The 14,949-nt window shown below is 45.5% G+C and carries 13 protein-coding genes and 1 pseudogene; 7 read left to right on the top strand and 7 right to left on the bottom strand.

Annotated elements, in window-relative coordinates; translation table 11 throughout:
* Positions 1 to 40 precede the first annotated feature (40 nt).
* Complete coding sequence (locus EXT46_RS10110; RefSeq protein WP_130147068.1) at positions 41 to 2,701, bottom strand: insulinase family protein; 2,661 nt, start codon at positions 2,699 to 2,701, stop codon at positions 41 to 43.
* A 295-nt stretch (positions 2,702 to 2,996) separates the two neighbouring features.
* On the opposite strand from EXT46_RS10110, the gene greB reads away from it, so the two are divergent.
* Positions 2,997 to 3,476, top strand: a complete 480-nt coding sequence (greB, locus tag EXT46_RS10105; RefSeq protein WP_130147066.1) for a transcription elongation factor GreB — start codon at positions 2,997 to 2,999, stop codon at positions 3,474 to 3,476.
* A gap of 190 nt (positions 3,477 to 3,666) precedes the next feature.
* Here the strand turns inward: greB and EXT46_RS10100 are convergent.
* Positions 3,667 to 3,783: pseudogene (locus EXT46_RS10100) on the bottom strand (transcription elongation factor GreAB); the annotation flags it as partial.
* 75 nt (positions 3,784 to 3,858) lie between these two features.
* On the opposite strand from EXT46_RS10100, the gene EXT46_RS10095 reads away from it, so the two are divergent.
* The 3 genes from EXT46_RS10095 to EXT46_RS10085 all read left to right on the top strand — a co-directional run bounded on the left by EXT46_RS10095 (position 3,859) and on the right by EXT46_RS10085 (position 7,244).
* Positions 3,859 to 4,173 carry a hypothetical protein gene (locus tag EXT46_RS10095; RefSeq protein ID WP_130147064.1) on the top strand — a complete coding sequence of 105 codons (315 nt, stop codon included), beginning with the start codon at positions 3,859 to 3,861 and terminating at the stop codon, positions 4,171 to 4,173.
* A gap of 34 nt (positions 4,174 to 4,207) precedes the next feature.
* Complete coding sequence (locus EXT46_RS10090; protein WP_130147061.1) at positions 4,208 to 4,786, top strand: hypothetical protein; 579 nt, start codon at positions 4,208 to 4,210, stop codon at positions 4,784 to 4,786.
* 133 nt (positions 4,787 to 4,919) lie between these two features.
* The gene (locus EXT46_RS10085) at positions 4,920 to 7,244 is read left to right on the top strand and encodes a Tex family protein (protein ID WP_130147059.1); all 2,325 of its coding nucleotides are present in this window, start codon (positions 4,920 to 4,922) and stop codon (positions 7,242 to 7,244) included.
* Between the two features lie 161 nt (positions 7,245 to 7,405).
* Here EXT46_RS10085 and EXT46_RS10080 read toward each other — a convergent pair whose 3' ends face one another.
* The 3 genes from EXT46_RS10080 to bioH all read right to left on the bottom strand — a co-directional run bounded on the left by EXT46_RS10080 (position 7,406) and on the right by bioH (position 9,351).
* Entirely contained in the window at positions 7,406 to 8,209 is an 804-nt protein-coding gene (locus EXT46_RS10080) for a putative metalloprotease CJM1_0395 family protein (RefSeq protein WP_130147057.1), read from the bottom strand.
* A gap of 2 nt (positions 8,210 to 8,211) precedes the next feature.
* Positions 8,212 to 8,520, bottom strand: coding sequence for a hypothetical protein (locus EXT46_RS10075; protein ID WP_022943722.1), 309 nt, complete (start codon positions 8,518 to 8,520; stop codon positions 8,212 to 8,214).
* A gap of 96 nt (positions 8,521 to 8,616) precedes the next feature.
* The gene (gene bioH / locus EXT46_RS10070; RefSeq protein ID WP_130147055.1) at positions 8,617 to 9,351 is read right to left on the bottom strand and encodes a pimeloyl-ACP methyl ester esterase BioH; all 735 of its coding nucleotides are present in this window, start codon (positions 9,349 to 9,351) and stop codon (positions 8,617 to 8,619) included.
* Positions 9,352 to 9,446: 95 nt separating this feature from the next.
* On the opposite strand from bioH, the gene EXT46_RS10065 reads away from it, so the two are divergent.
* On the top strand, positions 9,447 to 10,124 hold the full coding sequence (locus EXT46_RS10065) for a ComF family protein (protein WP_130147053.1): 678 nt from the start codon (positions 9,447 to 9,449) through the stop codon (positions 10,122 to 10,124).
* Between the two features lie 29 nt (positions 10,125 to 10,153).
* Here the strand turns inward: EXT46_RS10065 and EXT46_RS10060 are convergent, their stop codons facing one another.
* Positions 10,154 to 12,703 carry a M14 metallopeptidase family protein gene (locus EXT46_RS10060; RefSeq protein WP_130147051.1) on the bottom strand — a complete coding sequence of 850 codons (2,550 nt, stop codon included), beginning with the start codon at positions 12,701 to 12,703 and terminating at the stop codon, positions 10,154 to 10,156.
* Positions 12,704 to 12,853: 150 nt separating this feature from the next.
* Here EXT46_RS10060 and nfuA point away from each other — a divergent pair, with 150 nt between their 5' ends.
* Both nfuA and EXT46_RS10050 read left to right on the top strand, forming a co-directional pair.
* Complete coding sequence (gene nfuA / locus EXT46_RS10055; RefSeq protein ID WP_022943718.1) at positions 12,854 to 13,429, top strand: Fe-S biogenesis protein NfuA; 576 nt, start codon at positions 12,854 to 12,856, stop codon at positions 13,427 to 13,429.
* Positions 13,407 to 13,703, top strand: coding sequence for a hypothetical protein (locus tag EXT46_RS10050; protein ID WP_130147049.1), 297 nt, complete (start codon positions 13,407 to 13,409; stop codon positions 13,701 to 13,703). Before nfuA ends, EXT46_RS10050 begins: the two co-directional genes overlap by 23 nt.
* Here the strand turns inward: EXT46_RS10050 and dinF are convergent.
* Positions 13,648 to 14,919, bottom strand: a complete 1,272-nt coding sequence (dinF, locus tag EXT46_RS10045; protein ID WP_240701118.1) for an MATE family efflux transporter DinF — start codon at positions 14,917 to 14,919, stop codon at positions 13,648 to 13,650. The two genes, EXT46_RS10050 and dinF, sit on opposite strands and share 56 nt — an antisense overlap.
* Between the last annotated feature and the right edge of the window lie 30 nt (positions 14,920 to 14,949).

Below are 14,949 nucleotides of genomic sequence, written 5' to 3'. Positions count from 1 at the left end.
CTTTTCATAGCGTTACATAAAGTAGCTAATCAAATAAATGCTAATTGACTCTGATTGTGAAGGAGTTTTCCTCTAAAGCTGAAATCATCTTGTTGTAACGAGCTATAAATTCGCGATGATTAATACTCTCTATCTTTTGAATGCGCTCATTTTCAGATAGTGAGTTATGCAAAAGTTCATCTACCTTGCTTCTAGCATAGTCCACAATAGATGTAGAGGGAGCATTTTGGGCGGCGACTAATGAAGCCACCTGTTCCTTATACTCATCACCTTCAAGCTGCTCTATCTTCACTTTATACTCTGTTAAAAAGCTAATGATTTCATTCTCTAAGAACTCAGCTGAGTGTTTTTCAGACTGGACAGAAAGCACCAAAACAGCCTTACCATTTGATTGTACTACTCTTGAGTCTACAAAATATCCAATCTCTCGGTCAGTCCGAATTGTTTGGAAAAACGCTTTGCTTATGAAACTATCTAATAAATACAAAAAACCAACATCTTCAGATAAATCGATGCCATAACTCACGTAACTATCTTTATAATCGCTTTTTAAAACCCTATTTCCGATTTTTTCCTGTTGTTCTCGTTTTAGAGAAACATTGGCAGGTACCCAACTTTTAAGTTGATTAAAAAGCCTTTTTTGCTCGAAGTTGCCAGTAAAAACAGCCTCAACATTTAGGACTTGTAGGTTTTGCTGTTTCCACTTGCCAAAATTATCAATCGCAATATCATTCAAATATACAAGCGACCCTTTATCTATTGTGTATCCATTATTAATATTCGAGGAAACCGCTAATCTAACTCGTCGTTGAAGTTGCCCTTGAAGGACACGATTTATAGTGGACTTTGACTCCTCTACAGCAATGACGAAGTCACGCTCCATTGTCTTTCCTGTAAACATTTTTCGAAAAACTTCTTCTAAAATCACCTCAAATTTTTCAGGTTCTCCAGCGATAGACAATATATAGCCATTTTGCCCAGCTCCAACCCTGATCGCATATCCTGCTTGTTTCGCGAAGTGTGTGAAATCGGACAACTGAAACGTGATTTCTCTTGTATGAATCAGCCTATTCATGAAGCTCTGCATGTTCTTGGGTAAGCTTGGCTGATTTATAAAAATCGTCGCGTAAGCACTAGGACTGGAAAAGGTCTGTCTATTATCTATCAGGACACTAAGCCCACCTTCTTTTCTTTGAATTAACTTTTTATTAGAATCTAAATTACGCGATTGATCAGGACCACCTAAGGCAATGAAAGGGTTTCTCGGTGGTATCTGATAATGGCTTTCGCTTAAATACTTTGCATCGTTAAGGTTTAGGCTCCCTAACTTGTAGGGTAACTGATAATAAGTAGGGGTAATGGTCGCGTTTTGTGTGTCAGAATCTGCTTTAACAATTAGCATTTTATCTGGGTTAAGAAACTGAACAAAGCTATCTAAGCTAGCTTTATTTAGACCACTTTTCAAAAACAACGTTGACGGATCTTTCCAAGCTGCTCTCGGTAGTCTAAACATTCTTTCATTGATATCTGAGATCCAATCTCCTGGTTCAGATTTAGCTGCCACACGTGAATCAATTTTGCTTTTTTGTTGCAGCTCCGCGTAATACCTGTTTGTTTCTTTAGTCACTGACAACTGGTCAATGTAGGTATTTAATTCAATAATTATTCGATGAATATTTTTTACGCCGTCAGGTGTAAGTTTAAAATATAGATCCAAAATTCCAAAATGAGCATCCCCTATCATATTTACATTTAATGAAGTGATGTAGCCCATTTCTGAAAGTCTGTTAAACAAAGATCCTTTGGTTTCTGCCCCCAAATAGTTGAGTAAAAAGGTAAGCGTCCCATCAGTTTCACCATAATACTTCGAAGGGAATGGAAACATAATATCTAAAGATTTAGCACTGCTGTTTGACTTAATCTCTACAAGGTTGCTTTTGCGTTCACCCCAAACTAAATGGTTTTCCCGATATTTCCTTTCCTCACCTCGCGGGATATCGCTAAACTCTGCTATCGCAATTTTTTCAAGCTCTACCAAAGGCAAGCTCGAATACAGCACTATTTTGATATTGCTACTAACATAATATGCTTTGTGAAATTTCCTTAGCTCTTCATACAAGGAATCATCGGCGAGATTAAATGTAAGCTTGTTTCCAACATCAAACTGTGAAGAAGGGTGTCCCGAATTCATCTGCTCCCTGACGATCTCTAAAGTTCCTCTCCACTCGTCATTAATTTTTCCCTGAAACTCTGAGTCAACCTCTAGGACAGCTTTTGAGATGATCTCACGAGTCAGTAAAGGGTTAGAAATAGCATCTGCCAATCTGCTCACACCTTCACCGAAAGAAGAACTTAACATTTGAAAGTGATAGCGCGTATTGTCTCCTCTGGTAGAGCCATTAGACCAGCCATGATTAGATTTATAATATTTGTTGTAACTGCCAATCTCTTTGTAACTCTTACTACCAAGTAAAACCGAGTGTTCCAGTAAGTGGGCAAGCCCTTGAATAGTGTCAGGGTCATCATATGAGCCAGTTTCCACAATTAAGGAGGCAGCTGATTTACTCGATTTAGGAGCATGTATTAAAAGCACCTCGATTCCATTATCCAACTCTACCAAGCTTTCTTGAATAGAGTCAGCTATACAATAACTACAGAAGAAAAAAGCTAATACAAAAGCTGACTTCAATATAATTTGCATGCCATTAATTCCTTTTTATTAATCTGAACGACTAACCTATCCGTGATATTGGTTTTGGTACTTCGCAAAGCAAAAAATACTCTTATATATTTACCAAGCAATGCGAATATTTACTTCTAATTCGCTAACTAAGCTCCAAACCATCTTTGACAAGAGCCCTTGTAAGGAACAGAAACTTAGTTAGCCAAAGATACTGGCAATACATATTCCAATTAGCAACCCTTATTGCTCTGGAAAAAGCTCTAGAAAATCTCTAAATTACCCCCCAGATGATAAGTTCCTCTTGGAAAGCTAGATGAAAACAAAGCTAATCACGCGAGCCGGGTATCAGAGACTCACTCAAGAACATGATCATTTATGGTTTGAAAAACGCCCTGAAGTCACAAAAATTGTTTCCTGGGCTGCAAGCTTGGGTGATCGCTCTGAAAACGCTGACTACACCTTCAACAAACGATTGCTACGCCAAATTGATCGGCGCGTAAGGTACCTAAGAAAGTTACTTCCAGATCTTAAAATTGTAGATTACTCACCAGAGCAGGAAGGGAAAGTATTCTTCGGTGCATGGGTAGAAATAGAAAACGACGAAGGCGAAGTAAAACGCTTCAGAATCGTAGGCCCCGAAGAGATTTATGGTGATAATAAGGAATACATTTCTATCGACTCTCCAATGGCGAGAGCTCTATTAGGCAAGCAAGTGGATGACGAATTTCAGGTAAAAACCCCTGAAGGCTACAAAGAGTGGTATGTGAACTCTATTGAATATGATAAGAACTGAAATCTATTAAATTAAATAATGCAACTTTATAAATTGAGTAAATACTCTATCAAGATTAAGGCCCCTCGAGTCCATATCAACTGATGTGATGCGCTGTTCGATTTTCCGCAAAAGTAACACCATCTCATTTAAGTACTGCTTTTTCCTGTAACCATCATTAATTTAATGGAAGCATGCGATAAAGAGGGGCTAAGCTCGCCGCCCAAGCGACTTTTTTCGTTACTTCTGGGCGCTCGGTGCGCCATAAGAGGTCTAACTCTCGTTGCAACTGCTGGTATCCACGGCGTGTAATTAATTTGGTTTTCATTGCTTTTTGTTCAGTTTTAATTCACAGTCTACATTCCATAGTTAAATGTAGCGGTATTTTTAGGCGAGTATAGTGATGCACAAATACAGTGTAAAACACATAATATTATTGGTACTCAGCCTGCTTGTGCTTAACAGCTGGAGTGTTGCCAATGCTCACTCGCAGTCTTGTAGCGTCACTGATCAGCTTAGTGTCGCCCTCGAGTTAGAAGCTACATCAAGCCCTGCTCAAGATAAAGACAGCGAGAAAGATTTTGACTTTACCGCTGCTTCAATTTCAACAAATACATATCAATCCTTAGCACTTAGAGCGGCTCACGCTGAGCCGGGCAAAGGTGCACTATGCAATTTACGTCCACAACAACGAGCACCCCCTATTTTCTTTAAATAAGCTGTTTTTTATTAACAATTATTTGGAGAAGATCATGACTGATTTTAAAACCCTACGTACTCATTACGTAACAAATGCGAGCCAATTTACTGCTCCCCAAGTTGTACCAGAGGCGTTAAACACCAACAGTAATGCCATGACATTACTGCAAGATTTTACAGCCCAAGCGCCTATTCGCATTTTGGCTAACACCCCTTTGAACGCTGCACGAAAACTTGCAAGCGCTACCCCCACCGACGCACTGTTAGTGGTCGATGAACAGAATAACGTGCTAGGCGTTACTTCTAGCGTCGAATTACAGAGCGCGCGAGTCACAACTCAAGCAGCGCAGATGGGCATCAACCCCAGTGAGCTACAGGTTCATGATATTATGCGTTCGCTGCATACCCTGCCCTGTATCAGTATGCTTGCTGCACGCAATACCACCTTGGGTAATGTACTCAGCACTATGGAACATCGTGGCAGTTTCTATTTATTAGTGACTGACAAAGAGCAAGTAACTGGAGTTTTCTGCGCCCGTGCTATTGCCAGAAAGTTAGGTATCGCATTAGATATCACTCCTGTCGCACAATCTTTTCAAGAGGTTGTAGCCAGCGTCGAGCATCCGCATTAACAAAGTTTTGCAAAGCGAAACACCTCGCCAGGGACGGCGAAATTTGCCCTTCTGTTCACTGTTGGCTGTGATATTATCCAATGCAATTATGATTAATGTGCCCGTATTAGGGCAACAAGTGTAAAGGTTTTCAATGGGCAATCTCACAACTTTGCTTGCGCAAGAGTTGCAAGCGCAAGAGCAACAGGTGATCGCAGCAACCAAGTTGCTTGATGAAGGGGCAACAGTACCGTTTATCGCACGTTACCGAAAAGAAGTTACTGGTGGATTAGACGACACTCAATTACGCACCCTAGAGCAGCGATTAGGTTACCTGCGTGAGCTCGAAGAGCGTCGTCAATTCATTACTAAAACCATTGCAGAGCAAGATAAGCTCACTGGCGAACTGCAAGCCGACATCGCCGCAGCAACGACTAAAACAGAGCTTGAAGACCTCTACCTTCCCTACAAACCCAAGCGCCGCACAAAAGGGCAAATTGCTATCGAAGCGGGTCTGGCGCCCTTGGCCGATGCCTTATTCGAGAACCCTGATCTTGACCCACAAAGCCAAGCTTCAGAATATATCGATGCCGATAAAGGAGTCGCAGATAATAAGGCTGCATTAGATGGTGCCCGCGCTATTCTGATGGAGCGCTTTGCCGAAGATGCCAAGCTGCTTGCCAAGTTGCGTGCACATATTAAGCAACATGGTCATATTGAAAGTAAGGTTATTGCTGGCCAAGAGCAGTCAGGAACCAAATACCAAGATTACTTTGAACACAGCGAAGGTGTGGCGAGTGTTCCCTCTCATCGCGCTTTAGCCATGCTTCGTGCGCGCAACGAGGGCGTACTAGCACTGAGTATTAACCCAGACGCCGAGAGTGCTGATGGCCATGCTTTATGTGTGTCGATGATAGCCGAGCACTTCAATTTGCCGCTGGAAGGCAAAGCAGCCAGTACCTGGCTCGCACAAGTGGCGCAATGGACATGGAAAGTGAAGCTATCACTGCATCTAGAGAATGAGTTTTTAGCGGCGATGCGTGAGCATGCAGAAACCGGTGCCATAGATGTGTTTGCCAAGAACCTAAAAGATTTATTAATGGCTGCGCCAGCAGGTGCGAAAGTCACTTTAGGCCTTGATCCTGGCTTGCGTACCGGGTGTAAAATGGCCGTTGTCGATAGCACCGGCAAAGTCTTAGCGACCGCCACCATCTTCCCTCATGCCCCACAAAATCAATGGGATAAATCGCTACGCACGATTGAGCAACTGTGTCGTCAACATAAAGTCGAGTTAATTGCCATTGGTAATGGCACCGCCAGCCGTGAGAGCGATAAACTCATCGCGGAACTGATCAAGGCACAACCGGAGCTCAAACTGAATAAAGTGATGGTCAGTGAAGCGGGCGCTTCAGTGTATTCTGCGTCTGAGTTTGCAGCTCAAGAGTTCCCGGATTTAGATGTCTCATTACGTGGCGCGGTTTCTATTGCCCGTCGCTTGCAAGACCCTCTAGCAGAGCTGGTAAAAATTGAACCAAAATCCATCGGTGTTGGCCAATACCAGCACGATGTATCACAAAGTCAGCTTGGGCAAACCCTGACTTCAGTTGTTGAAGACTGTGTAAATGCCGTGGGTGTTGACGTAAATACCGCATCTGCGCCCCTATTAACTCGAGTTTCCGGACTGAATAAAACCTTGGCGCAGAACATCGTTCAATACCGTGACCAGCATGGTGCCTTTGCAAGTCGCTCTGAGCTGAAAAAAGTAGAGCGCCTAGGTCCTAAAGCCTTTGAACAAAGTGCCGGATTCTTGCGTATTGTCGGTGGTAAAGATGCTCTGGACGCTTCAGCTGTGCACCCAGAAGCCTACCCAGTCGTAAAGGCCATTTGCGCAAAAACGGGTAAGCCCATTGATGCCCTGATAGCCAATGCAGAAGCATTGAAAGACGTCAATCCACAAGAATATATCGATGATAAGTTTGGCCTGCCTACGGTCACCGATATTATTGCAGAACTACACAAACCGGGCCGCGACCCACGCCCTGAGTTTAAGACTGCGGCCTTTAAAGCCGGTGTTGATACCATAGCCGATTTAAAGCCGGGCATGGTGCTTGAGGGAGTCGTTTCCAATGTTGCCAACTTTGGCGCCTTTGTTGATGTTGGCGTCCATCAAGATGGTTTAGTTCATATTTCTGCGTTAACCGACAAATTTATTAGCGATCCACGCGAAGTGGTCAAAGCCGGTGATATTGTTAAAGTAAAAGTAATGGAAGTGGATGTGTCGCGTAAGCGCATCAGCTTCACCATGCGCTTAAACGATGAGCTACCAGCTGCTGGTGCCCCGAAAGCGGAGCGCAAACAAACGAGAAAGCCTCAAGGCGCTACAAACAAAGGTAAAGGCGCACCGCGCAAGCCTAAAGAAGCGAATAACGCCGCTATGGGCAATGCTTTCGCTGAGGCCTTTGCCAAACTTAAAAAGTAAGCTTTTTTAAGATAGAAAACGCAGCAAACGCTGCGTTTTTTTTGCCCTCACTAACGCATCAGCAGTCGCTATGATGGTGCCGTTGCTTTTAAAGAAACCATTTCAGGCAGAAATAGGAAGTGTGTCTAGTATAGGGATGACGAGTAAGGGGAAAAGTAGTGCTACACCTGCGCCATAAAAGCCGATTGCTTGCGCTCTTGCGGCGCACTGACTTGCTGATAAAAATCAGCAATACGCAGGGCTCTTGATTCAACCTCTTGGTCACGCTCGAAACGACGAGCAGGCTCATTGGTTGCGAATGCTGGCGGTGTTGGCGTTTCGTCCTCTTCAGAGGCGTTGAGCTGTTGCCCAGCCAACTCAGCCTGAGCCCGGGCCAGCTTTTGCGTTGCTTCATTCGCTATGGCTCGATCAGCACCGGAGGGTTCTGCTGGCGCCAACGCTGCTGATCGCACCTGCTGCATCTTCTCGATGGTTGCTTGTGGGTCGCCCGGAACTTCGCCCACATCTATTTGTACTTCTCCACCCACCGCGTAATTTTTGCCATCTGGACCACGTTGATAGTCATAGCTCGGTGAGCCGGCATATTGACCCCCTACCGATGCATGGGCCTGTTCGTGGGTTCGAACTTCACGGTCACGATCTGCAAGCTCTTGGATTTGTTGCTGTTCCTGCTCGCGCTGCTGTTGCTGCTGCTCGCTAGATTGCTCCTCAGAACCCTCACTGTCGCGCTCGTTAATCGTTTTTTGCTGGGCAACTGTTTCTTTTTCGCTACTTTGCGCATCTTTACTCTGACCGGGATTACGTGCCTTGTCTGCGTCTGATGCAGCTTTATTATCGGTTGCGCTCTGTGCTGGCTGCTTAGGCTCGGGGATCACTTCGCGCAGCTGGTTGTCACGCCTTACACTCTCGGTGTAAACGTTTGCGGTATTAAAATTAATAGTTGGCGTTGGCGTGACTATGTTCATGTCTATGCACGAATATCGATAATTGTCCCTAACACTTCATCGGCAGTACGAATTGACTCAGTGTTAGCTTTAGCGTTGAATTCAGCTACTTTAAGATTCACCAGCTCCTCATCTACGCGGGGAGCCTGTGAAACCGGGGCCGTTACCGCTTCATCAGCATTGGCACCTTGAAGTTGACGCCCCTGTTGAGTTTGCTGTTGGTCTTGGCGCTCAATGGTGGCGCGATTAATGTTAGCGGTCGCTTGCTCCACATCTTGTTGAGCGCGATTAAAGCCTTCTACACCGGCATTAAAAATAGCTCCTACAGGCATAACTTTCACACCTACATTACAATTACACTTATAAGTATTATTGCGCAAAAAGTAGACTAAATAAAGGTGTTTCGGCTTTGTCGCGCTGGTTTTAGGTCAAAGCATTGATTTTAAAGTAGCTAAAAATTCATCTTTATGAGATATGAAAGGCGCATGAGAGGCCTTATCAAGCACGGCGATATCTAAATCGCTACGCAACGCCTGCATTTGTGCAATAGCTTTGTAGGGAACCAAGGCATCCAAACGACCAAAAATAGCACCCACTGGTTGCTTAATATGGGCAAACTCGTGGCGTAAGTCATGGTGTTGTAAAACATCTAGGCCTTGGCGCAATGCCTCAGCCTGAGGCGGTGGTGCTCGCTTAAGTAACGCTTTTAATTGCTTTGTATCGGCACGGGCGGTATCGCTACCCATTGCTTGAATAGCCAAAAAGCGTTCGATGGTTTTTGCGCTGTTGCTCAACAGTTGCGAGCTAAAATCTTCTAAAACCTGTGCTTTTATGCCCGGCCAGTCGGTTTGTTGGGCAAAAAATGGAGTTGATGCCACAAGGATAACTTTGCTGACCTTACGCGGGTAAAAATAGGCAAGGTAAAGCGCCATCAACCCACCTAAAGACCACCCCACGATAACGCTGTTGTCCTGCAGTTGATCTGCAAGCACCGCACTCATAGTCGGTAAATCATAAGTGTGTAACTGCTGACTCTCACCATATCCTGGCAAGTCCAACGCACGTACCTCGCCATCGAATAGAAAGTTGAGTTCTGGGCGAATAAGCTCCCATACCTTATTATTCATTCCCCAACCGTGCAGTAACACCAATTGTTTTTGCATTTTCTAACGACCACACCCACTATTAAAACGGATCGCCTGGGCTAAGAGCCCAAGCGCGCAATGTAGCAATAATAACGGGATTTAAAGGTTATGCAATGGATGCTCTATCACACCTGCGCAGTTGGCTATTTCCGCAGTACTGCAAGCTTTGTTCACAGTCTCTGCCTATGGGAGCACAGTTATGTCAACACTGTTGCGCGACATTCAGCACCTTCACTGAGCCGGACTTATTAGTTCGTGCCGATATTCAACGACTGTTTCCATTGCGCTATGTTGATCATTTAGTGGCTTTGCAGTGGTATCGGCCACCCGTGAGTATTTGGCTAAAACAATACAAGTACGCCCATCAGTTGCACTACCAGGTCGCCGTGTCACAGCTTTTACAGCAGCATTTACATACCCTTAGCCGTGCTGAGGATTGGCAATGGCCTGATAGTATCGTGCCTATCCCTTTGGCTCATCCTCGGCTTGTTTGGCGCGGCTTCAATCAATGTGTGCTGCTTTGGCAGCAGGCGGTGCCACAAGGTTTATTTGTAGCCAATGCTCTTGCCAGACCATTGAGCACAAAGCAACAAGCCAAGCTGGGAGCGCGTTCACGACGCAAAAACTTAGCCAACGCCTTTACCGTTAAAAGGCATGTTCAGGGGATGCACGTTGCCATCGTTGATGATGTCATGACCACTGGCGCTACCGCAGACAGTGCTGCTCGTAAGTTAAAAGAGGCTGGGGCAAAAGAGGTATCAGCTTGGGTTGTGTGCCTAACCGCAAAGTAAAAAGAGCCGGCTAAAGCCGGCTCTCTGGGTTATTCACCGCGAGCGTGAATATGCTCACCGAAGAATAAGGCATTACTAAAGATACGGCTAGTGCCATACCAGAAACCTCGGAAAACCGGGTTATCTGTCATCGCGACCACCGTACCTTGCCCATATGAGTGCGCAACAATGGCTCCCGCATTAGCGATTTGCGTTACGTTATTATCATGGGTAAACCCAGCTAATAACGGCTTCTCGGTGTATTTCGCTACGTTAACAAACGGAGCACTGGATTGCTCCAGCAAAAAGGTGCTGTTTTTGAATACTGGCAGCTGCTTACGAGTTAACGAATAGCTCAGCGGGTGCGTTAAATCGACTTCCGTATTAAAAATAGCCCCGGCGATACGCTGCTTACCGGCAAGCATATCTTGGTCACCATATTTGAGACCTTCGGTTGCGAATACTGCAGCCATATCTTTACGCGATACATAACTGGCTTTTAGTAATTGCTGATCAACCAAGAACTTAGCTCCACCTTTTTGGCCCCAGATAACACCACCGCGTTTAACCCACTTTTGTAGTGCTACTTTTTGCGCTTTACTCATTGCCGAGTAGCGACCATTGGCGAGCACGATATGGGTGTAATTATCTAGATTCACACCACTTAGGTTGTCTAGCTCAATAATGCTTGGCGTGATACCCACATGGCGATCTAAGTAATACCACAGCTCGCCCACCTCGTACTGGCTGGTTTGCTTACCGCCCACCAGCAAGACTTTTGGCAAGTGCACAGGAGCAAGCTGCCGCGAACCTAAATCAACGCCTTTACTGGTTAATCCTGAATCCAAGGCAACGATAGGTATAGCAAAGCGTTGTTGCGCCTCATTTAAAATATCTAGCCAATGTTCGTGTTGTTGTATGCCTGCTGGAATAACAATAGATCCCGCCGCAAACTGTTTTGTCGCGTTACCACTTTTTGCACTCAGTGGTGCTAAGGCAACGCGAGCGTTGACTCCCTCACGCAGCAAGTGGCTTAATAATTTAGGTGCATCATAGTCGAACCACTCAAAGGCGAACGCATAGTGCCTTGTTAGTTCTTCTGCTGATGGCTTTGCCTCCTGTTGCCATGGCTGCTCTGCAAGCTCCAGTCCCCAAGTACTACTTAATGGCGCAAACTCAAGGTTAAAGGCATGGGCGAGTGTCCAAGCAGATACGTCATAAAAGGTATTGTCGTTAAAACTTTGCTGCTCAGAGAAAATTGACTTAATCAGTCGATATTGGCGTTGCGCCAGTGGCACAAAGTAGCTATTGGCCGCAGCAAAAGTGTGCTTATCAACAGTGGTTTGTTCTTCAAGTGCATAAGCCTTAATTTGATGCTGCGCGAGTAACTCTAAGAAATAATCTAAACGGGTAGCATCCTTAGGTGCGCTCACCACATAACCTTTCAACTTGTCTTTATCTGCGAGCTTACCTACTTGTTGGTAAAAGTCCTGCTGATAATCAAGTAGCTGCTGACGGTTTTCAAGCACCGCGTCAAAAGTAGAGAAGCTAGTGAGGAGCTGGTTTTTTATGGTGAAAGCAAAGTCCATTTGACCATTAACAGTGTCTTGAACATGGCCTCGGCTACTCGCCTGCTCAAAGAGAATACCGATGCTGCCATTCACATCTGGGTAAGTGGAGCCTTTACCAACATAAAAATCATCAAATGCTTCTTCGGTAAAATATAAGCGCTCTTCACTATCAAGGATGCGAGCATGATGTTTCGCGATGGCTTTGGTTAGATCAACATTGCCATTGGGTGTCAGCGGGTTTTTCCGTGATGGTATACCTGGCTGAAAGAAATAAGTGCTGTTTGGCCCCATCTCATGAAAGTCGGTCAGCACATTGGGCTGCCACTTATGGAACTGAGCAATACGTGCCCGAGACTCAGGGTGTTGTAGTAGTAACCAGTCGCGATTTAAGTCAAACCAATAATGGTTAGTGCGACTACTCGGCCAGTTTTCATCGTGTTCGCGTGTGTGAGGGTCGGCACTGGGTGTCATGGCTCGGTTTGAGTTTGCCCAGTTTGCAAAACGTGCCAAGCCATCTGGGTTCAGCGACGGGTCCAACAGCACCACAGTGTCATTGAGTAGCTTCTCAACACGCTGATCTTGTGCTGCGGCCAAGTAATACGCCACTAATAATGCCGCATTACTGCCTGAAGATTCATTACCATGAACACTATAACCCATGTAAACCACAGCTGGGTCATCGTTCGTGCTTGGCTCACCCTCTAAGCGCGCTAAATGTTGTGAGCGAACTTGTTCAATATCGGCTAGGCGTTGTGGTGCGGCAAACGTTAACATCAGCAGTGGTCGCTGCTCATGGGTGTAACCAATGGTTTCAATATTGACTCGTTCGCTGGCATCGGCCAAAGCACGCATATAGTAAACCAGTTGATCGTGGCGTACATGCCATTCACCGACTTCATACCCAAGCACCGACTGTGGTGTTGGGACATTAGGATCGAACTGAATATCATTGTTAAAGTAGTAATCGAGTGGCTTAGCACTCAGTGAAGATGCAAATAAAAGCACCACTAGAAAAAGTATTCGACGCATGGAATTTATTGCTGTTAGAGGACCATAGTCCTCACGCTACCACCCGATTAAAATTAAGCCAACTTTTTACGGTCAACACTGGCGACAACGCGATGAGCAGAGTATGATACGCAGTAACCGAGTAAAATAGTCAAGTATAGCGTTGTTACTATGATCACAATTTCAGAATCTGCTCAAAGCCACTTTGCCAAATTGCTTAGTGAGCAAGCCGAAGGCACCAACATCCGTGTATTTGTTGTCAATCCTGGCACATCTCAAGCTGAGTGCGGGGTGTCTTACTGCCCTGCCGATGCCGTAGAGGAAGGTGACATTCGTCTGAACTTCAATGGCTTCGATGCTGTTGTCGACAGTGAGAGTGCACCCTTTTTGGAAGATGCCGAAATCGACTTTGTTACCGACCAAATGGGCACACAACTCACTCTCAAAGCCCCTAATGCTAAAGCACGTAAGTTGTCTGACGATGCCTCATTAGAGGAGCGTGTAGAGCACATGTTGCAAACTGATGTGAACCCACAGCTTGCGAATCACGGCGGTCAAGTACAGCTAGTAGAAATTACCGCTGATGGCATTGCCATTTTACAATTCGGCGGCGGCTGTAATGGTTGTTCAATGATTGATGTGACCCTCAAAGAGGGGATCGAGAAGGAAATGGTCGCTAAATTTAGCGAAATCTCTGGCGTGCGTGATATCACCGAGCATAGCCGTGGCGAACACTCATACTACTAAGTTTAAACGCCTAGTATATAGCTTGGGCAGCGAGCCCAAGCTAAGCCTCAAGCGATTTTTTATCGGTTTAGGCTTATTTGCCATCGCCATGGGCCTGATTGCGGCAGGCTACTTTTATGTACCGCTGTTACAAATCCCTGGCCTTATTCTACTCGCCGTTGCCCTATTTTTTGCCTTTTGGGGCTATCTGGGAATTTTTGCTAATCGCTTTTCGCAGGTTATATCAGCAACTGATGTGACTTGGCCAGACGATGATAACGCAGCGCCAAAGTAACCCCTCTAAGGCCCATAAAAGCGGTCATCGCCGCCCACAATGCGTGGTTACCTAAACCTTGAGTGAGGGCAAAAACACCAAAGAAGCCCACAGCCGCTGAGAAGATCATGGTATTGCGCATATCCTTGGCCCGCATTAGCCCCACAAAAACACCATCGAATAGAAAACAGCCCATAGCGATAAGTGGCATGGCGATTAGCCAAGGTAAATAAGTAATCGCCATGGCGTTAACTGCGGGCACATCGGTCAGCAGACGAATAATGTGCGCACCACCGAGTAGAAAGATAAGTGCATATAGCAACGCAAAAACTAAGCCCCACTGCATACTGATACGCACCCACATACGCACACGTTGCTCATCTTTAGCGCCTTTAGCCTGTCCCACTTTGGCCTCCGCTGCATAAGCAATACCATCCATAGCAAAACTGATTAGCAATAAGAAATTCATTAACACCGCGTTCGCCGCCAACACCACATCACCAAGGCGCGCCCCGTAAAAAGTCATAAAGCTAAAGCACAGCTGCAGCATCAGCGAACGAAAGAAAATATCGCCATTGAGACGCAGCAAGGCGCCTAACTGCAGTAGTTTAGGGGATAAATACCAGTGCCATTGCAATTGATGGCGTTTAAATAAACGGCTCACTAACCACAGTGCAAACACGAGAGCACAGTAATCAGCCATCACGGATGCTAAGGCCGCACCTTTGACTCCCATTTCTAGGCCCAATACGAAGTAAAGATCGAGTGCTATATTGACCACATTGGTTAATAACACCAGCAGAAAAGGGCCACGACCATACTGTACACCGAGCATCCAACCCAACAACACCAAGTTACTCAGTGCTGCGGGGGCACTGTAAATACGAATATAAAAGTAATGATTGGCTTGCTCAATTGTTTGCGCCGAGGCATCGGAGAGTTGTGCCATTAACCAGGCTAAAGGATGCTGGCAAACAATGAGTAGTAGCGCCACCAGCAGCGCTAACATGATACTTTTCTGTAGCGATGCCACAAGCTGGCGCTTGTTCTGTTCGCCATAAGCCGTGGCAATAAGCCCGGTGGTACTCATGCGCAAAAAGCCCGCCAGCCAAAACAACATAGAAATAACCGTTGCACCTAGGGCTATACCTGCTAAATAATGGGCACTCCCGAGGTGACCTATGACCGCCGTATCAACCAAGCCTAGTAATGGCACGGTGATATTCGATAGAATCATAGGCCCAGCAAGCATCAATAAGCTTTTATG

This window comes from Pseudoalteromonas sp. CO325X, assembly GCF_004208955.1.
Lineage (GTDB): Bacteria > Pseudomonadota > Gammaproteobacteria > Enterobacterales > Alteromonadaceae > Pseudoalteromonas > Pseudoalteromonas ruthenica.
The sequence above is the reverse complement of the archived record's forward strand: the minus strand, read 5'-3'. Positions and strand labels throughout refer to the sequence as shown.